The 17880-nt window shown below is 41.4% G+C and carries 19 protein-coding genes and 3 tRNA genes; 16 read left to right on the top strand and 6 right to left on the bottom strand.

Annotated features, from left to right (window positions below; genetic code table 11):
• Together Q0F90_RS02225 and ispE are read right to left on the bottom strand one after the other, a co-directional pair.
• Positions 1–676, bottom strand: a 676-nt coding sequence (locus tag Q0F90_RS02225; RefSeq protein ID WP_296002955.1) for a GntR family transcriptional regulator, incomplete at its 3' end; no start/stop codon positions are given.
• Positions 673–1569 carry a 4-(cytidine 5'-diphospho)-2-C-methyl-D-erythritol kinase gene (ispE, locus tag Q0F90_RS02220; protein WP_296002953.1) on the bottom strand — a complete coding sequence of 299 codons (897 nt, stop codon included), beginning with the start codon at positions 1567–1569 and terminating at the stop codon, positions 673–675. The genes Q0F90_RS02225 and ispE, both read right to left, overlap by 4 nt.
• Positions 1570–1774: 205 nt before the next feature.
• Here ispE and Q0F90_RS02215 point away from each other — a divergent pair, with 205 nt between their 5' ends.
• The 16 genes from Q0F90_RS02215 to atpC all read left to right on the top strand — a co-directional run bounded on the left by Q0F90_RS02215 (position 1775) and on the right by atpC (position 15760).
• Positions 1775–2707, top strand: coding sequence for a YitT family protein (locus Q0F90_RS02215; protein ID WP_296002951.1), 933 nt, complete (start codon positions 1775–1777; stop codon positions 2705–2707).
• A 213-nt stretch (positions 2708–2920) separates the two neighbouring features.
• Positions 2921–4558, top strand: a complete 1638-nt coding sequence (locus Q0F90_RS02210) for a phosphoglucomutase (protein WP_296002949.1) — start codon at positions 2921–2923, stop codon at positions 4556–4558.
• A 114-nt stretch (positions 4559–4672) separates the two neighbouring features.
• A complete protein-coding gene (locus Q0F90_RS02205) occupies positions 4673–4948 on the top strand; it encodes an ACT domain-containing protein (protein ID WP_105097429.1) in 276 nt (91 codons plus the stop codon).
• A gap of 8 nt (positions 4949–4956) precedes the next feature.
• On the top strand, positions 4957–6315 hold the full coding sequence (locus Q0F90_RS02200; RefSeq protein WP_009352253.1) for a PFL family protein: 1359 nt from the start codon (positions 4957–4959) through the stop codon (positions 6313–6315).
• Positions 6316–6349: 34 nt separating this feature from the next.
• A complete protein-coding gene (locus tag Q0F90_RS02195; protein WP_296002940.1) occupies positions 6350–7501 on the top strand; it encodes a glycosyltransferase family 4 protein in 1152 nt (383 codons plus the stop codon).
• 57 nt (positions 7502–7558) lie between these two features.
• Positions 7559–8701 (top strand): non-hydrolyzing UDP-N-acetylglucosamine 2-epimerase, encoded by a 1143-nt coding sequence (gene wecB, locus Q0F90_RS02190; RefSeq protein ID WP_296002937.1) that lies wholly within the window; start codon positions 7559–7561, stop codon positions 8699–8701.
• Position 8702: 1 nt separating this feature from the next.
• Entirely contained in the window at positions 8703–8897 is a 195-nt protein-coding gene (locus Q0F90_RS02185) for an AtpZ/AtpI family protein (protein WP_314643024.1), read from the top strand.
• A gap of 10 nt (positions 8898–8907) precedes the next feature.
• Positions 8908–9276, top strand: a complete 369-nt coding sequence (locus tag Q0F90_RS02180) for a Tat pathway signal protein (RefSeq protein ID WP_296002934.1) — start codon at positions 8908–8910, stop codon at positions 9274–9276.
• Between the two features lie 219 nt (positions 9277–9495).
• On the top strand, positions 9496–10170 hold the full coding sequence (gene atpB / locus Q0F90_RS02175) for a F0F1 ATP synthase subunit A (RefSeq protein ID WP_296002933.1): 675 nt from the start codon (positions 9496–9498) through the stop codon (positions 10168–10170).
• A gap of 23 nt (positions 10171–10193) precedes the next feature.
• Positions 10194–10421, top strand: a complete 228-nt coding sequence (gene atpE, locus Q0F90_RS02170) for a F0F1 ATP synthase subunit C (RefSeq protein ID WP_005377043.1) — start codon at positions 10194–10196, stop codon at positions 10419–10421.
• Positions 10422–10439: 18 nt separating this feature from the next.
• Positions 10440–10937, top strand: a complete 498-nt coding sequence (atpF, locus tag Q0F90_RS02165; RefSeq protein ID WP_296002929.1) for a F0F1 ATP synthase subunit B — start codon at positions 10440–10442, stop codon at positions 10935–10937.
• 4 nt (positions 10938–10941) lie between these two features.
• Positions 10942–11493: an ATP synthase F1 subunit delta gene (gene atpH, locus Q0F90_RS02160; RefSeq protein ID WP_296002926.1), complete on the top strand. Its 552-nt coding sequence runs from the start codon at positions 10942–10944 to the stop codon at positions 11491–11493.
• A gap of 16 nt (positions 11494–11509) precedes the next feature.
• Positions 11510–13048, top strand: coding sequence for a F0F1 ATP synthase subunit alpha (gene atpA / locus Q0F90_RS02155; RefSeq protein ID WP_296002923.1), 1539 nt, complete (start codon positions 11510–11512; stop codon positions 13046–13048).
• 3 nt (positions 13049–13051) lie between these two features.
• Complete coding sequence (gene atpG, locus Q0F90_RS02150; protein WP_296002920.1) at positions 13052–13906, top strand: ATP synthase F1 subunit gamma; 855 nt, start codon at positions 13052–13054, stop codon at positions 13904–13906.
• An 18-nt stretch (positions 13907–13924) separates the two neighbouring features.
• Entirely contained in the window at positions 13925–15349 is a 1425-nt protein-coding gene (atpD, locus tag Q0F90_RS02145; RefSeq protein ID WP_274204148.1) for a F0F1 ATP synthase subunit beta, read from the top strand.
• Between the two features lie 3 nt (positions 15350–15352).
• On the top strand, positions 15353–15760 hold the full coding sequence (gene atpC / locus Q0F90_RS02140) for an ATP synthase F1 subunit epsilon (protein ID WP_288992476.1): 408 nt from the start codon (positions 15353–15355) through the stop codon (positions 15758–15760).
• 48 nt (positions 15761–15808) lie between these two features.
• Here atpC and Q0F90_RS02135 read toward each other — a convergent pair whose 3' ends face one another.
• From Q0F90_RS02135 to Q0F90_RS02120, 4 genes are all read right to left on the bottom strand, one after another.
• Positions 15809–16717, bottom strand: a complete 909-nt coding sequence (locus Q0F90_RS02135; RefSeq protein ID WP_296002913.1) for a hypothetical protein — start codon at positions 16715–16717, stop codon at positions 15809–15811.
• Positions 16718–16838: 121 nt separating this feature from the next.
• Positions 16839–16914 (bottom strand) — tRNA-Val (locus Q0F90_RS02130).
• 3 nt (positions 16915–16917) lie between these two features.
• A tRNA-Glu gene (locus Q0F90_RS02125) sits at positions 16918–16992 on the bottom strand.
• A 4-nt stretch (positions 16993–16996) separates the two neighbouring features.
• Positions 16997–17072 (bottom strand) — tRNA-Asn (locus Q0F90_RS02120).
• Positions 17073–17880: the final 808 nt, after the last annotated feature.

Genomic DNA, 17880 nt, shown 5'->3' with positions numbered 1-17880 from the left:
CTTGGGATTCTTCCATACCTTGTAATAAGGTTTGTTCAGAATGTTCCATATGAACTCTTGCGAGTTTACGAGCTTGTGGAGCGTTATGAGTAGCAATTGCTTCTACGAGTTGGCGATGTTCTTCCCATGTTTTTCTAAGGCGACCAGGCTGGTTCATAGAGAAACTACGGAAGCGATAAGTTTGTTCGCGCAAGTTGTGAACGATATCTGCTAGTCGTTCATTTCGAGAGGCGCGGTACAGCACTTCGTGGAATTCTACGTCTGCTGCTACGACAGAGTCCATATCTTTATTTTCCATATGGTCGCCGATTTCTACGAGCATTCGTTCCAAGGTTTCGATTTCTTCTGCCGTAATGCGTTCTGCTGCAAGACCTGCGGCTAATTCTTCGAGGGCTGATCGAATTTCAAATACTTGAGTAATATCTTTTAAAGAAATATTGGCAACGTAAGTACCACGACGAGGAACCATAACGACAAAGCCTTCTAGTTCTAATTTACGAATGGCTTCGCGAATCGGTGTGCGGCTCACGCCCAGCTCTTCAGCGAGAGGGATTTCCATGAGACGTTCACCAGGTTTTAATACTCCATCCTGGATGGCTTGACGCAATGTTTCACTTACAACTTCTCTCAGTGGTTTATACGCATCGAGTCGTATAGGTTGTAACCGTTTTGTCATGGTAAGTCCTCCTGTGTACACGTTTTAGTAATGAGGGAGAGCCAATCGTGGCCAGCTGTTTTAATTTCCTCTTGGAGCTGCAATGCCTCCATTGGTTTATCGAGTAATACTACCATCGTTGGACCGCTGCCAGTCATGATGGTTGGGTATCCACGGCTTGTAAAGAACTCTTTACAGATGACAAGTTCTTCGTGATCTGGGAATAATAGCTCTTCAAAGGTATTAGCACTGCTTGTGAAAGCAGATTTCAAGTCGTTATTTTCAACGTGGCTTAATACAGTATCAATTGTTTTCTTAGTAGCTTCTGATTTGCCGTTAAAGCGACCATAGGCGGCTGCTGTAGAAACAGACACCTTTGGTTTAACGAGTAATAACCAATGTGGTTCTGGCGATTCCTTAAAGGTTAGTATTTCGCCGCGACCTGTACCGCGCGCTGTACCACCTTGCAATAAAAATGGTACGTCAGAGCCGAGGGTAGCACCGATTTGTAATAGCTCCTCTTGGGTGAGGCGTAAGTCCCAGAAACGATTGAGACCTAATAGCATGGCCGCTGCATCTGCACTGCCACCGCCAAGGCCTGCTTGAATGGGCACGCGTTTTAATAAATGGATTGCAGCGCCTGCCTTACAACCTGTATAGGCTTGCACCGCGCGCAACGCTTTAAGCGCTAAATTGTCTTCTCCGTAGGTTACCAGTTTTTGCATATAGTCTGGCAACTCCGGAGCACCTCCAGAAAATACTACGGAATGGTGTTTAGCAAAATAAATGGAGTCGCTAAGACGAATGGATTGGAAAATGGAATCGATATCGTGGTAGCCGTCGTCGCGTTTACCTGTAATAGCCAGACCGATGTTGATTTTACTGCAACCGAGTTGCTCAAAACTTTTACTCATAATAGCCTCGTTCATAATGTACATAATATATGCAGTTTATATGTTTATTTTATACTGTTATAAAGTGATTGAAAATAACCATTAAGTGGTTTATGATGATTTTGTATACACAAGTTGTTCAATTCTTAACAGTATTGTAAATAGCGTAAAGTTTAGTTAGTTCATTATAGAATATTTATAGTGAAATGGCAATTTGGAGGGAGCTATGTTCGCCAAGTATAAAGATGTTGTGTATCAATGCCTTATGGTCGTCGTTGGGTGTGCCATATTTGGTGCTGGCATTGATGCTTTTGTATTGCCTCATAAACTAGTTAGTACTGGTATTAGTGGGGTAGGTTTAATTTTGTATTATATAACAGGTTTATCTGTTGGTTCTTGGAATATGATTTTAAATATTCCTATATTCTGGGCTGCTTGGAAATGGCTAGGAACGCGTGTTGTAGTAAAGACGTTATACGGGACACTCATGCTGTCTTGGATGATTGATGTCTTTGATTTCTTGCAATATGACATGATTATCAAGGACCCGTTACTCAGTTCCATGATGGCCGGTATTACGACTGGTGTGGGCCTTGGTATTGTCTACCGTGTAGGCGGTAATACCGGTGGTCTCGATCCAATTGCGCTTATCGTTCGAAAATATTATGGTCTTCAAATGGGTTCCATTAATAGTGCTATCAACTGTGCCATTCTATTAGCTGCTGTAGGCGTAGTCGGTCTTGAAGCGGTAGCGGTAACTCTTATTAGTGTGTATGTGTACACTATTCTTACTAATAAGGTTGTCATCGGTTTTAATCAACGAAAGGTTGCTTTCATCATTACTTATCGGACCGATGAGGTCTGTGAATGCATCATCAACAAGGTAGGCCGTGGTGCAACGATTATTGAAGGTGTTGGGGCCTATACGCGAACGCCAAAAAATATTGTTATGGTCGCCGTTAACCTATTACAAGTCAATAAACTGAAAGAAGTTATTGAAGAGGCTGATCCAAATGTATTTATCTTAATTACCGATGCTCAAGAGGTGATTGGACAAGGTTTTACTCGTCCTATTTTGCCAATTGAGGTAACTAATCAGATGAAAGCACAAAGCACCATTGCTCAAGATGCTACGCATACTGTAACAGATAGCAAATAAGCTATAAGAAGTAGAAAATAACAAATATAAGTAACAAATATAAATGACGTTTTAGTAAAATTGTTATTCTTTGTCATCTTATATTAATTATGTGTAAATATAATGTTTGATGAATGCTATATACATTTTGTAAATTACTCGTATCTGATTGAAAAAAATATAAATTTAGTAATTCGAGAGGGATTACTCTCAAGATGAGATTAGGAGGTTCCTATGGCTCACAAATTAGCAGGTACGCCTGTACAAGAACAAGATATTATTGATGTGCAAACCCTTGTGGATGCTTATTTTGATAATGCACCGGATATTACAGATCCAACACAACTTGTATCCTTTGGTACATCAGGCCATCGTGGTACATCCTTAAATGGTACATTTACGGACTTACATGTGGCGGCTATTACACAGGCTATCTGTGATGGACGTGGACAATTTGGCGCTACTGGTCCGCTCTTTGTAGGGCAAGATACACATGCCTTATCTCAGCCAGCCCTTGTAACAGTGCTTGAGGTGCTCGCTGGTAATGGCGTGACGGCTATGGTTGATGCGGATATGGATTTCGTACCAACCCCGTCCGTATCTCGCGCTATTATTCGTTATAATGAAAGCCACGATCATAAGGCTGATGGCATTGTCATAACACCATCCCATAATCCTCCGGATAATGGTGGTATCAAGTATAATGCGACAAATGGTGGTCCTGCGGATACCCTTGTTACAAAGTGGATTGAAACTCGCGCTAATGAGTATGTACGTGCATACTGTGAATTAGAAGGCTTTAAACGCATTAGTATCGATAATATCGAACCAGACCGACAAATCCCATATGACTATAAAGGTTTATACGTAGAGGAATTATCCTCCATTATTAATATGGAAGCTATCCAAAGTGCAAAGCCTAAAATCCTTGTTAATGCATTAGGCGGTAGTGGCCTTGCCTATTGGCGTGCTATCAAAGAGCGATATAATCTCAATATGGATATTATCAATGATGAGTACGATCCAACCTTTAGCTTTATGACCTATGACCATGATGGCAAGGTTCGCATGGATTGCTCCTCTGAATATGCCATGGCCGATGTTATTAAACAAATCGGCAATTATGACCTTGCTGTAGGTAATGACCCTGACTATGACCGTTATGGTATCGTTAGTTCGGACGGCCTCACCTCTCCAAATGCATTCCTTGTGACTGCGGCAGATTATTTATTTACAACGCGTGGTTGGAAGGATAAAGGGGTAGGTAAAACTGTTGTTTGTACTACAATGATTGATAAATGGGCATCCGTTAAAGACGTTCCTGTTTATGAGGTGCCTGTAGGCTTTAAATATTTTAGTTCTCTATTATTTGACGGCGAGATTGGCATTGGTGGTGAAGAATCCGCTGGTGCATCATTCCTCAAAAAAGATGGCACTGTATGGACTACAGATAAAGACGGCATGGTAATGGCTCTGCTGGCGATGGAGATGTACGCCGTAATGGGCGCCACTGTTGATCGGTTGTATAACAACATAGTCGAAGGTTGTGGAGACCCTCGTTTTGGTCGTATTGATGCGGCTTGTACGAAGGCAGCTAAGGCTAAGTTGAAACAGTTGAATGCAAGCTCCATTACAGCTACAGAGGTGGATGGAGATGCTATTACGAATGTACGCACTACGTCCTTGTACAAGGATATGCCTATCGATGGTGTGCGCGTAGAAACAGAAACAGGTTGGTTTGTGGCCCGTCCTTCTGGCACTGAGGACCTATATAAAATTTATGGTGAAAGCTATAAAGGGGATAAAGGTCTTATCGCACTCTTAACAGCGGGTGAAGAAATCGTAACTGCTGCATTGTCTGATGAAGTGTAATCTCATAAAGATTTCACCGTCTAAAAGTAATAAATGTGATATAATATATTAATATAGTTTATTGAATGCCCTATATTGGCCATATAGTTTGTAGTGCTTAGAAAAGGTGATGTTATGAAATTAGTTGTTACCGTTGTCGGCGTTGACCGCGTTGGTATCATAGCTGGGGTTAGTACCGTACTTGCTGACCACGGTGTAAATATTATGTCTATTAATCAAACCATTCTTGATGGCGTTTTCAATATGATTATGATGTGTGAAACAAAGTCTGAAGATATGAAAAACCTTACATCTATTCAAGAGGCTTTGAATACACAAGGTAAAGAACTAGGTGTTGAAATCCGTGCACAACATGCAGATATTTTCTTGAGCATGCACCGTGTAGGATAGGAGGCACTATGTTATCTATCGACAATATTTTAGAAACGAATCAGATGATTCACGATAACAAGCTTGATGTTCGTACGATTACGATGGGTATTAGCTTGTTAGAATGCGCATCTAGTTCTGGCAAAGAACTATGTGACCGCATTTATGATCGCATTACAAAAGAAGCAGAACACCTTGTATCTACGGGTGAAGATATTGAACGCGAGTTCGGTATTCCTATCATCAACAAGCGTATTTCTGTAACGCCAATTTCTCTAGTGGCTGGTGGTAGTGACCTAACATCCTATGTTCCTGTAGCGGAAGCTATGGACCGCGCTGCGAAGGCAGTAGGGGTTAACTTTATCGGTGGTTTCTCTGCTCTTGTAACAAAGGGTGCTACACGAGCTGACCGCATTTTGATTGACTCTATTCCTGAAGCATTAGCAACGACGGATATCGTATGTAGCTCTGTTGCGGTAGGCTCTACTAAAACTGGTATCAACATGGACGCAGTACGCGACATGGGTATCATCGTAAAAAAAACTGCTGAGCTCACAAAGGATAATGATGCTCTTGGTTGTGCTAAGCTAGTTATTTTCTGTAATCCTGTTGAGGATAATCCATTTATGGCGGGTGCCTTCTTTGGTGTTACAGAAGGGGATAGCGCTATTTCTGTAGGCGTATCTGGCCCAGGTGTTGTAAAACATGCTCTTGAATCCGTTCGGGGCCAATCCTTTGATGTGGTAGCAGAAACCATTAAACGTACTGCTTTCAAAATTACTCGTGTAGGCCAATTGGTAGCACAAGAAGCATCTCGCCGTCTTGGTAAACCATTTGGTATTATCGACTTGTCCTTGGCGCCAACACCAGCTGTAGGTGACTCTGTAGCTCACGTTCTTGAAGAAATGGGCTTGTCCTCTTGTGGATGTCACGGCACTACAGCAGCACTTGCATTATTAAATGATGCAGTGAAAAAAGGCGGCCTTATGGCGTCCTCTCACGTTGGTGGTCTCAGTGGTGCATTTATCCCAGTATCTGAAGATGCGGGCATGATTGATGCTGTATCTTGTGGCAGTTTGACACTTGATAAATTAGAGGCTATGACATGTGTATGTTCTGTAGGCCTTGATATGATCGCTATTCCTGGTGATACAACGGCTGATACAATTTCTGCTATTATTGCAGATGAATCAGCTATCGGTATGATTAATAATAAGACAACTGCAGTTCGCGTAATTCCTGTACCAGGTAAAACTGTTGGAGAGGTTGTTGAGTTTGGTGGCCTATTAGGTTATGCCCCAATTATTGAAGTGAGTCCGTATAGTGCAGCTGAGTTCATCGCTCGCGGTGGTCGTATTCCTGCACCTATTCGTAGCTTAACGAACTAATCCCGTTTTTCAACCTAGTTGTTGGAGGTGTCTTATGAGTGATTATGTGCTCGATTATGTATGGGCCTTTGCTCTAGCGCTCATCATAACCTTTGCACTAACCCCTTTGGTGAAACGCTTTGCCGTTGCCGTTGGGGCAATAGATAAACCAGATGCCCGTAAGGTGCATCATGGCGCGATTCCACGACTTGGTGGATTAGCAATCTTTCTCGGTTATGTCGGGTCGGTCCTCTTTAATGGATCCATCCCGCATGATCATAAACTATTTGGCTTGGTGCTTGGTACAGTTATTCTAGTGCTTGTGGGCATTTGGGATGATATTAAACAAATTGAGCCAAAAACTAAGTTAATGGGCCAAATCATAGCAGCCGCTATTTTGGTAGCTTACGATATTCGAGTAGACTTCATCAACCTTCCTTGGGGTGGTGTAGTATACCTTAAATATTGGGCCGCACCATTGACTATTTTCTGGATTGTAGGCTTTACGAATATCGTAAACCTCATCGATGGCCTTGATGGCTTGGCAGCAGGTATTTCCTTTATCGCGTGTATTGCTGTATGTGCCATGACATTACAACTTGGTCAAACTGACCTGGCATGTATTGCTCTTGCTTTAGCAGGTGCAACGGTAGGTTTCTTGCGGTATAACTTTAACCCTGCAAAAATCTTTATGGGTGATACGGGCTCTATGCTCCTTGGTTATACATTAGCCGCTATTTCTGTTATGGGCGCTGTAAAAACAGCGGCAACTATTGCATTAGTAGTGCCGGCAATCGTGCTAGGATTACCAATTCTCGATACATTGTTTGCTATCGTACGCCGTAAAATCAGCGGCCGTCCAATCTTCAAGCCTGATAAAGGCCATGTGCATCATCGTTTGTTAGCACAAGGCTTATCTCAAAAACAAGCGGTGCTAATGATGTATGCTGTAACAGCTCTCTTTGGTGGCGTATCCGTCATCGTAGCAGAGGTCAATGCTTGGATTGGTATCGCATTGGTACTCGTTATTTTCTTAGGTAGTATTTTTGTGGCTCGTCGTCTTGGTGTTATTACTCATAGTGATGCGGCAGGACATCCACTACCACGTCCTACAATTGAACGCAGCGATTCAGATGAAACTATTTCCTTTGATCGTGAAGAATTGGCAAAAGCTTTAGAGGAATCAGAGGGTTCCCATAAGGAATAACCATATGTGGGGCGCTTGGCGCCCCATTTTTTCTATCCTACTATGTTGGAGGCAACTATGTTAAAAGTTATGACAATCTTTGGTACAAGACCTGAGGCTATCAAGATGGCTCCTCTTGTGAAAGCATTAGAAGCAGCACCAGATATGGAACCGATTGTAACCGTTACGGCGCAACATCGCGATATGCTCGACCAAGTACTAAACTTGTTTAATATTACCCCAGATTACGACTTGAATATTATGAGCCAAGGCCAAACCTTGTACGATGTAACAAATCGTGCGTTGATGGGCCTTAAGGATGTACTAGAAGAAGCAAAACCCGATGTAGTACTCGTTCATGGTGATACTACAACTACCTTTGCCGGTGCTTTAGCGTCTTTCTATCAAGAGATTCCTGTAGGCCACGTAGAAGCGGGCCTTCGTACAGGTGATATTTACTCTCCGTTCCCAGAAGAGATGAACCGGAAGTTAACAGGTTCTATTGCGACCTATCACTTTGCACCAACTTCTAGCTCTGAAAGCAATCTTAAGAAAGAAAATATCAATACAGATCATCTATATGTAACAGGTAATACTGTTATTGATGCTCTAGATACAACTGTACAAGATAATTATGTATTCGATGATGCAGCTATTAATGCATTAGATCCTGAAAAACGTACAGTTCTTGTTACCACACATCGCCGTGAAAATTTGGGTGAGCCTATGCGCCACGTATACCAAGCTATTCGCGATTTAATTAATGAATTTGAAGATATTCAAGTTGTGTTCCCTGTACATAAGAACCCTAAGGTTCGCCAAGTAGTACAAGAGGAGCTTGGCTCTGTAGAGCGCGTTACCTTAATCGATCCACTTGATTATGAACCATTTGCGAATTTAATGGCTAAATCGTATTTGATTCTTACTGATTCTGGTGGGATTCAAGAGGAAGCGCCAGCCCTTGGTAAACCGGTTCTCGTATTGCGTGATACAACAGAACGCCCTGAAGCTGTTGAAGCTGGTACAGTTCGCTTAGTAGGTACTGATAAAGATGCTGTACATGCAGCGGCTCATGAATTGTTGAGTAATGCAGAGGCTTATAAATTGATGTCTAACTCCGTTAACCCTTATGGTGACGGTAAAGCATCTGAACGCATCATCCAAGCGTTGCGCCATGAGTTCTTAGGCGATTCTAATCGTCCTGAACGTTTTGGTAAATAATATGGATAAGGATCTTGTGAAAGCCCTCGCCATGGCAACATCGGCGGGGGTCACACTAGTCTCCTGTATAGGTGGCTTTATATGGCTAGGCTATAAACTAGATGGATGGCTTCAAACGGAGCCTCTTTGTATGGTTATACTTGGTCTTATTGGAGCTATAACAGGCTTTTATATGTTATACAAACAAGTTAAGTAGTGAGGTATATATGAATCAATATGTAAAATTCATAGTGCGTGTGCTGCTGACTTGTTTTTTTATTGCCCTTTTAGGGGGCATAGTACAAGTCTTATGCGGCTTACAGCAGTATATATGGGGCTGGATGTGGGGCATTTTTATTATGATTCTATATTTACTTAGCCTTGCTTTGCATAGTCAAGCTATTATGGCAGGGGATCCCTATAAAGCTGTTCGCAAGGTGCGTAGGCAGATGATGTGGCGCCTTATGCTCGTAGGTTCCTTAGTTGTAGTAGGATTACAGATTCCTGGTGTAGAAGCTGTAAGTATGTTTATCGCTATTGCCCTCATACAGCCTGCACTGTATGTGGTATTTTGGCGACTTAGCCGTCAATTCTAATTCTAGTTATAGTTTTAAATTTATTTGCAATAAGGGATTTAATTTGTTTTATACCAATAATGCATTGTATACATTATACTTATGATTAATTGGAATTGTTCACCTCTCAACTGTTGATTATATATCTATAACGATGTATGATGATACATATATATATTATATTTATATTATTATAAATATATTAGGTTTTCATTATAAGCTATGGAAGGGGATGAGTTTGTGGAATTGCATGCTGGTCACCATCAGGTGGTTCACTGGCTAGGGCTATCCTTTAATATCGATACCCTAATCGCTACGTGGATTACGATGGCGATCGTCATCATCATTACCATGTTAGCTACCCGTGGACGAAAATTGGTTCCTTCAGGCATTCAAAATGGTGTGGAAGCACTATTAGAAGGTTTAGAAGGTCAATTATCTCCTACACTTGGCAAACACTGGCCGATGGTGAGCTCATTATTATTCACATTCTTCTTGTTCATTTTCATCGGAAATGAACTGGGCCTACTGCCTACTCTACATGCTGTTGCTTCACCAACTGCGGATATTAATACGACAGCCGCATTGGCTCTTAGTAGTAGCCTTGTAGTATGGGGAATGGGGATCAAGGTAAAAGGTTTATCTTACTTTAACCATTTCTTACAGCCTTATAAAGCCATGTTGGTTTTGAATATTTTTGAAGAAATTGCAAAACCAATCACATTAGCTTTCCGTCTATTTGGTAACATTGTGGCAGGTGAAATTTTATTAGAAATTCTCTACAACTTGCCTTGGTTCGTACCAGTACCATGGATTTGGATTGCTTTTAGTTTGTTTATCGGCATTATTCAGGCCTTTATTTTCACCGTTCTTACAGCTAACTACTTAGGTATGGCTTTGAGTGAAGAACACTAATTTTATTTAATGGAGGATTAATCATGGAAGTTCAAGGTTTATTCGCTTTAGCTGCGGCAATCGCAGTAGGTTGTGGTGCAATCGCTGCTGGTATCGGTGACGGTATGGTAGCTAGTAAAGTAATCGAAGGTATTACACGTCAACCAGAATTACGTGGTCAATTGATGTCTACTATGTTCGTAGCGATTGGTTTGATCGAAGCGATGCCTATCATCGGCGTAGTAGTAGCTTTCATTTTGTTATTCCGTTAATAGCAAGGAGGCACGACCTTGGTTGATTTAAGCCCAGGAACAATTCTTGCTCAAATGCTAAACTTTTTTATATTAGTTTGGATTTTACATCGTTTTGCGTACAAACCATTAGTAGGCATGATGAATGCTCGTAAAGAGCAAATTGCCAATGATTTAGCCAGTGCAGAGCAATCTCGACTTGAAGCAGAGCAAATTAAAGCTGATTATGCAGCACAAATTGCAAAAGCTCGCCAAGAAGCACAAGAAATCGTTGAAAAAGCACATCATCAAGCCAAACTAAGTACTGCTGAAGAAGTAGCTGCAGCGCGTTCTCAAATTGAAACTGAAAAAGAACGAGCTCGTCAAGATATCGCCATTGAACGCGATCGTGCTATGAATAGCTTGCGCAACGAAGTTGTTTCCTTATCTGTAGCTATGGCTGGTAAAGTTGTGGCTAAAGATATGAACAGCGAGACTAATACAAAATTGATCGAAGACGCTATTCGTCAACTTGATAGTAAAACGATAGGGTTGTGATACGATGAGCATAGAAATTGTAGCAGATAAATATGGTTCGGCTATGTTCGAATTAGCTCTAGAACAAAATAATTTGGAACTCATGGAGGAGCAATTAGGCTATGTAGCGTCCGTTATGGCAGAACAGCCTGAACTTCGCTCATTCCTTGAAAATCCAATCGTTACGGAAGAGGCGAAGATTAAACTTGTTGGTAGAATCTTTGAATCTAGTATCGACAAAGTTGCTCTACACTTTATCTATGTGATGATTAAACGTGGACGTCATCGCTATATAGCGGAAGCTATTGCTGCGTTTATTAAGAAATCACGTGAAGCTCGTGGTATTTTGGAAGCTACTGTCACTGTAGCAGAACCAATCACAGCTGATGTAGAAGCATCTGTACAAGCTAAACTAAGAGAAGTTACAGGGAAAGATGTCATCTTATCTGTGCGTCAAGATCCATCTATCATGGGTGGTATCGTTATCCAAGTAGGGGATAAACGCATCGATGGCTCTGTAGCTCGCCGTTTAGAAGAATTAGAAAAATCTTTATTAAGAACGAACTCTATTAGATAGGGGTGAATGGGTATATATGAAAATGAAGCCTGAAGAAATCACTGCTATAATCAAACAGCAGATTCAGGACTATGATGTTGACCTCAATGTCGATGACGTGGGTACTGTTCTCGACGTAGGGGATGGCATCGCCCATATTTATGGTCTTGAAAGAGCCATGGCTGGTGAGTTGTTAGAATTACCTCACGGCGTATATGGCTTGGTTTTGAACTTAGAATTAGATAATGTTGGTGCCGTACTATTAGGTGACGACTTCTTGATTAAAGAAGGGGACCAAGTACGCCGTACTGGCAAAATTATGGACGTTCCTGCAGGGGATGCTTTGATTGGTCGCGTAGTGAACCCTCTTGGTCAACCTCTTGATGGTAAGGGCGCTATCCAAGCTACAGAACGTCGTCCTGTTGAACATCCCGCACCTGGTATTGCGGATCGTCAATCTGTAAACGAACCTTTACAAACAGGTCTTAAAGCGATTGATGCGATGGTACCAATCGGACGTGGTCAACGTGAGCTAATCATCGGTGACCGTGGTACTGGTAAAACTGCGATTGCCTTAGATACTATTTTGAACCAAAAAGGCAAAGATGTTATTTGTATTTATGTAGCCATTGGTCAAAAAGAATCTACTGTTGCTCGGGTAGTACAAAAGCTTGAAGAAGCAGGCGCTATGGAGTATACAATCGTAGTATCTGCTAGTGCATCTACTGGTGCCCCTCTTCAATACATCGCTCCTTACGCTGGTGTTGCCATGGGTGAATACTTCATGTACCAAGGCAAACACGTATTATGCGTATATGATGACTTAACAAAACAAGCGGCTGCATACCGTGCTATGTCCCTATTGTTACGCCGTCCACCAGGGCGTGAAGCGTATCCAGGCGACGTATTCTACTTACACAGCCGTCTATTAGAGCGGGCTGCGAAACTTTCACCAGAACTTGGTGGCGGTTCCATTACAGCGTTGCCAATCATTGAAACACAAGCGGGTGACGTATCTGCATACATCCCAACAAACGTAATTTCCATCACGGATGGTCAAATTTTCTTGGGTACAGATATGTTCTACTCTGGTATTCGTCCAGCTGTTGACGTAGGTTTGTCCGTATCCCGTGTAGGTGGTAGTGCGCAAACTAAAGCGATGAAACAAGTAGCGGGCCAATTGCGTTTGGACCTTGCTCAATATCGTGAGTTGGCTGCCTTTGCGCAGTTCGGTTCCGACCTTGATGCGGCTACACGTGCTCAACTTGATCGTGGTCAACGTTTAACTGAAATGTTAAAACAAGGTCAATATGAGCCAATGAGCGTAGCTGAAATGGTTATTAACCTCTATGCTGGCACAAAAGGATATTTGGCGGACATTCAAGTTGAGGATGTATTATCATTTGAAGCAGAATTGTTACGTTATGTGAAAGCTAACTATCCTGAAATTATCACAAACATTGAAACGTCCAAGAAAATCGAGGACGAAACTGAAAATCTATTGAAACAAGCAATCCCAGAATGTGTAGAAGCATTTGGTTCTACTCATACATTAGTGTCTCATAAGGAGGCGTAATGTATGGCTAGTGCACAAGATTTGCGAAAACGCATAAAAAGTGTTACCAATACGCAACAAATTACTAAAGCGATGAAGATGGTAGCCTCTGCTCGTCTTCGTAGGGCGCAAACAAAAGCGGAAGCTACGCGTCCTTACGCAGAAAAGATTGGGCAAATCTTGCGTCATATGTCTAATAGTGATTTAGAAGGCTTTGAAAGTCCTCTTTTAGATGTTCGACCTGTTGAACGTACTTGCTATATTGTAGTCGGTGCGGATAAAGGTCTTGCTGGGGCATTCTCGTCTAATGTACTTAAGTTTGCTATGGAAGAATTAAAAGGCAAAGACCCTAGTACATACCGTGTAATCACGGCGGGTAGAAAACCTAGAGACAGCATGAAATCCAGAGGTATTCATATCGATAAGTCCTATACGGGCTTCTCGGATAAGCCTTCCTATGAACATGCTCGTGCCATCATGCATGAAGCACTTTCATTATACGAACGTCATGAAGTTGACGAAGTCATCATGATCTATACACGTTTTGTAAATTCTATGACGCAAATTGCACAGGCTGAGCGCTTGTTGCCGATAGAGCAACCACAAGATGAGGTAAAAGGGCAGGAGTATGATTTCATGCCATCTGCTGTATCCGTCTTGGAGGCGTTGCTACCAAAATATTTAGAGATTACTGTTTATAATGGATTATTGCAATCTGCAGCTAGTGAATTGGGCGCTCGTATGACAGCTATGACATCTGCTACAGATAATGCAGGGGAACTCATTGAGTCCTTAGGCCTTGAATATAACAAGTTGCGTCAATCTAGCATTACAAACGAAATTTCTGAAATCGTTGGTGGCGCTAATGCCTTGCAATAGATAAGGAGACATCTGTCGATGAGTAATAATATTGGTAAAGTTGTGCAGGTCATCGGCCCAGTTGTAGACGTGCGCTTCGATGCTGGTCATTTGCCAGCTATCTATAACGCCATCCACATCTACCATGACCATAAAGCACACGATAGACAAAAAATCGTAGTAGAGGTTATGCAACACTTGGGCGACGACACAGTTCGTTGCGTTGCGATGAGTTCTACTGACGGTATGACACGTAATATGGAAGCGGAAGATACTGGCAATCCTATTTCCGTCCCTGTAGGGGAAGGAGTATTGGGCCGTATCTTTAACGTACTTGGTGAAACTGTAGACCATGATCCAGCTCCAGTTGTAGCTGATGAAAAATGGCCTATTCACCGTCCAGCACCTAAATTTGATGACCTTTCTCCAGATACACAAATCTTGGAAACAGGTATTAAGGTCGTTGACCTTATCGCTCCATACGTAAAGGGTGGTAAAATTGGCCTCTTCGGTGGTGCCGGTGTAGGTAAAACCGTATTAATCATGGAATTGATTCACAATGTTGCTACAGAGCACGGTGGTTACTCCGTATTCTCCGGTGTAGGCGAACGTACTCGTGAAGGTAATGACTTGTGGAACGAAATGAAAGAGTCTGGCGTTATCAACAAAACAGCCCTCGTATATGGCCAAATGAATGAGCCACCAGGGGCTCGTATGCGCGTAGGTCTTACTGGTCTTACAATGGCTGAATACTTCCGTGATGTGAAGAAACAAGACGTGCTCTTGTTCATTGATAACATCTTCCGCTTTATCCAAGCGGGTTCTGAAGTATCTGCCCTCTTAGGTCGTATGCCATCCGCCGTAGGTTACCAACCTACATTGGCTAATGACGTAGGGGCATTACAAGAACGTATTACATCTACAAAAGAAGGCTCTATTACTTCCGTACAAGCTGTATACGTACCTGCCGATGACTTAACTGACCCTGCTCCAGCGGCGACATTCGCTCACTTGGATGCTACAACAGTATTGTCTCGTTCCATTGCGGAACTTGGTATCTATCCAGCGGTGGATCCTCTAGACTCTACAAGCCGTATTTTGGACCCACATGTACTTGGTGAAGAACACTACGCTGTAGCGCGTGGCGTGCAAGAAGTATTGCAAAAATATAAAGATCTTCAAGATATTATCGCAATCCTCGGTATGGAAGAATTATCTGACGAAGATAAATTGACTGTATCTCGTGCACGTAAGATTCAACGTTTCTTGAGCCAACCGTTCTTCGTAGCCGAAGTATTTACAGGTTCTCCTGGTAAATACGTACCATTGTCCGAAACATTGAGAGGCTTTAGAGAAATCCTCGATGGTAAACATGATGAATTGCCTGAAGGCGCATTCTACATGGTTGGTACCATCGATGAAGCCGTTCAAAAAGCAAAGGAAATGCAAGAGAAGGGGGAATAATCCGTGGCGGAACCTATGACCCTACAAATCATTACACCTGATGCAGTCGTATTCGAAGGTCAATCTACATTCTTTGTAGGCAAGGCTATCGACGGTGCTTTTGGTATCTTGCCAAATCATGCACCTATGATTATTGCATTAGACTTAGCACCTTTACGCATTGATCAACCAGATGGAACATCTCGTGAACTTGCTGTATTTGGTGGTTTCTGTGAAATCGAACATAATAAGGTGAGTATTGTAACACCAGATTGCCAAGATCCAGAATCTATTGATGTGGACCGTGCTCAGCGTGCTAAAGAGCGTGCTGAAGGCCGTCTGGCAAATCCTACACCAGATATTGATGTAGAACGAGCAGAAGCGGCATTGCAACGTGCCTTATTGCGTTTGCATGTAACTAAACAACTATAATAGAAAAGGCTAGCCGATGGGCTAGCCTTTTTTGTGTGTATTTAATGATTATAATACGCTAACGCCTTTTAAGGAGTAAGCTGTATTTCTTGGTTGCTCTACTTGGAAATCAAGTACAACTGGTGTTTCAGAATTAATTCCAGGCGCTTGGTAGCGGTCACGGTCTGTTGGAATGCGTTTGTATGGCAATTTATCAAGTAATACTGTCATAACTTTATTCCACACAGCCTTATGTGTTGGCATAGTTAGAGAATCATCAGTTTGGTTGAAACCTGTACGAACGGTATGAACAACTTTGTCGTTTACATCGTAGTAGTACAATAATGCATTCACTTTTGCTGTAATGTAGATTTCACGATCTTCATCGTTATAAGTGTATGGACTATTGATACCATTAACTTGTACATAGATGTCTTGTAATGGTACTGGCATAATTACGATTTCAGAATTTTGTGCTGCTGCAATTTGAGCAAGGTCAACAGCTCTAATCTGTGCAGTTGGTGTGTTAGTACTTACGATAGCAGTATCATAATACGGATATTTAAGCGTATTAGACAAACGATCTGTCATATAATGACCAAATTGTGCTGTATTTTCATTGCGTAATTTAGCAGGCACAACGATAGTTACCTTACGGCTAGGGAAGTTCTCCAAATGGCCATCGTAATTAGCGTTAGACGTATTAATAGTTGCCTTTTCTGGTGTGCCAGAAATTGGTGTAGATACAGGTGTATTTGCTACCTTTGTAGTAGGCTGTGTATTTGTCTCAATATTAACTATAGGTGCAGCACTATTTTGGTTAGCTGGTATAGAGCTAATTACTACAGGTTTAGCACCATTTGAAGTTAATTGACTCATATCAATTGTAGCAGCATTAGCAGTTGCTACTGTAGATGCAAGTAGTACACCTAGTACTGCAAGTAGGGGACGTTTACAGAATTCGAAGTTACGAAACATAATTCCTCCTCTTAATAAAACTCTTTTAAAATCACAATTTAAAATTTCAAACAAAACAACTGGTACTATTATATCACATATACAAAAAAAAGAAGCAAGCAGTATGCTTGCTCCTTTGGTCTGGTGGACGATGACAGGATCGAACTGCCGACATCCTGCTTGTAAGGCAGGCGCTCTCCCAGCTGAGCTAATCGTCCATGTGGTGACCCGTCCGGGAATCGAACCCGGGATACCGCCGTGAAAGGGCGGTGTCTTAACCGCTTGACCAACGGGCCAGAATGGCTCCTCGAGTAGGACTCGAACCTACGACCGATCGGTTAACAGCCGATTGCTCTACCGACTGAGCTATCGAGGAATGGTACGATTGTTATTATATGTTAGATTAATTATAAAAGCAAGCCTTTTTTTAAAAAACACTATAAATTAAACCTCGTTAAGTATGACTAAAACACATAACTTTATACGTAAAATTAGTTATTAAAAATATTGATAAGAAAGTCATTAAAATTAATAAAGTCTATAGAGTTTTATAAACGTAGTTAAATACTGAATTTGTAAGGTGTTGAATGACGATGTACGAATGAGAGTTAGCAATATAAGTATATTGAAGATAATCGGTATACATATGCATTATAGAAAAGTTTAAAAGATTTATTTGAAAAGAAATATCAGTTAATAAAAAAGTGTATTTATCTTATTAGATATAGTCTTGGTTTGTGGTTAATTATAAACTAAATCTATATATTGGAAAGGCACTATAGATAAGGGGAGTAAAAATAGGATTGATGTATGATAAACTATGACTTTCATCACATTATGAAAGAGCTTTCATCATTATAAAACATGGTATATATAGTCTATTGAATTACCGAAATATATACAAAAATATTCATGAAAACTATTCTCAAAAACCTGAAAAGCATTGAGAAAACTGTATAGTTGAGGCGTTGAAAGGCTGTATATTGTGTGTTACGATTGATGCATAGAGTAAATCTCAATGTGTATGAGTTGTACATATCTCAAACACTTGAGAATTAAAAGTTATCTCACGGTATTAGAATTAATATTCAATTATTTCCTGAGGAGGGATTATCTTGCGCGAGATTCAAGTATCTGAAATTACAAAAACTATCCGTCAATTATGTATGGATGCAGCTTACCAC

It is taken from the genome of uncultured Veillonella sp. (assembly GCF_934190855.1).
GTDB lineage: Bacteria > Bacillota > Negativicutes > Veillonellales > Veillonellaceae > Veillonella.
The sequence above is the reverse complement of the archived record's forward strand: the minus strand, read 5'-3'. Positions and strand labels throughout refer to the sequence as shown.

What these genes read in the sequence shown, in the direction of transcription:
- atpD (WP_274204148.1), top strand. Translation starts at nt 13,925, where the DNA reads ATGAGTAATAATATTGGTAAAGTTGTGCAGGTCATCGGCCCAGTTGTA.
- Q0F90_RS02210 (WP_296002949.1), top strand. Translation starts at nt 2,921, where the DNA reads ATGGCTCACAAATTAGCAGGTACGCCTGTACAAGAACAAGATATTATT.
- Q0F90_RS02135 (WP_296002913.1), bottom strand. Translation starts at nt 16,717, where the DNA reads ATGTTTCGTAACTTCGAATTCTGTAAACGTCCCCTACTTGCAGTACTA.
- atpA (WP_296002923.1), top strand. Translation starts at nt 11,510, where the DNA reads ATGAAAATGAAGCCTGAAGAAATCACTGCTATAATCAAACAGCAGATT.
- Q0F90_RS02205 (WP_105097429.1), top strand. Translation starts at nt 4,673, where the DNA reads ATGAAATTAGTTGTTACCGTTGTCGGCGTTGACCGCGTTGGTATCATA.
- wecB (WP_296002937.1), top strand. Translation starts at nt 7,559, where the DNA reads ATGTTAAAAGTTATGACAATCTTTGGTACAAGACCTGAGGCTATCAAG.
- Q0F90_RS02195 (WP_296002940.1), top strand. Translation starts at nt 6,350, where the DNA reads ATGAGTGATTATGTGCTCGATTATGTATGGGCCTTTGCTCTAGCGCTC.
- atpE (WP_005377043.1), top strand. Translation starts at nt 10,194, where the DNA reads ATGGAAGTTCAAGGTTTATTCGCTTTAGCTGCGGCAATCGCAGTAGGT.
- atpG (WP_296002920.1), top strand. Translation starts at nt 13,052, where the DNA reads ATGGCTAGTGCACAAGATTTGCGAAAACGCATAAAAAGTGTTACCAAT.
- Q0F90_RS02180 (WP_296002934.1), top strand. Translation starts at nt 8,908, where the DNA reads ATGAATCAATATGTAAAATTCATAGTGCGTGTGCTGCTGACTTGTTTT.
- Q0F90_RS02185 (WP_314643024.1), top strand. Translation starts at nt 8,703, where the DNA reads ATGGATAAGGATCTTGTGAAAGCCCTCGCCATGGCAACATCGGCGGGG.
- ispE (WP_296002953.1), bottom strand. Translation starts at nt 1,569, where the DNA reads ATGAGTAAAAGTTTTGAGCAACTCGGTTGCAGTAAAATCAACATCGGT.
- atpH (WP_296002926.1), top strand. Translation starts at nt 10,942, where the DNA reads ATGAGCATAGAAATTGTAGCAGATAAATATGGTTCGGCTATGTTCGAA.
- Q0F90_RS02200 (WP_009352253.1), top strand. Translation starts at nt 4,957, where the DNA reads ATGTTATCTATCGACAATATTTTAGAAACGAATCAGATGATTCACGAT.
- Q0F90_RS02215 (WP_296002951.1), top strand. Translation starts at nt 1,775, where the DNA reads ATGTTCGCCAAGTATAAAGATGTTGTGTATCAATGCCTTATGGTCGTC.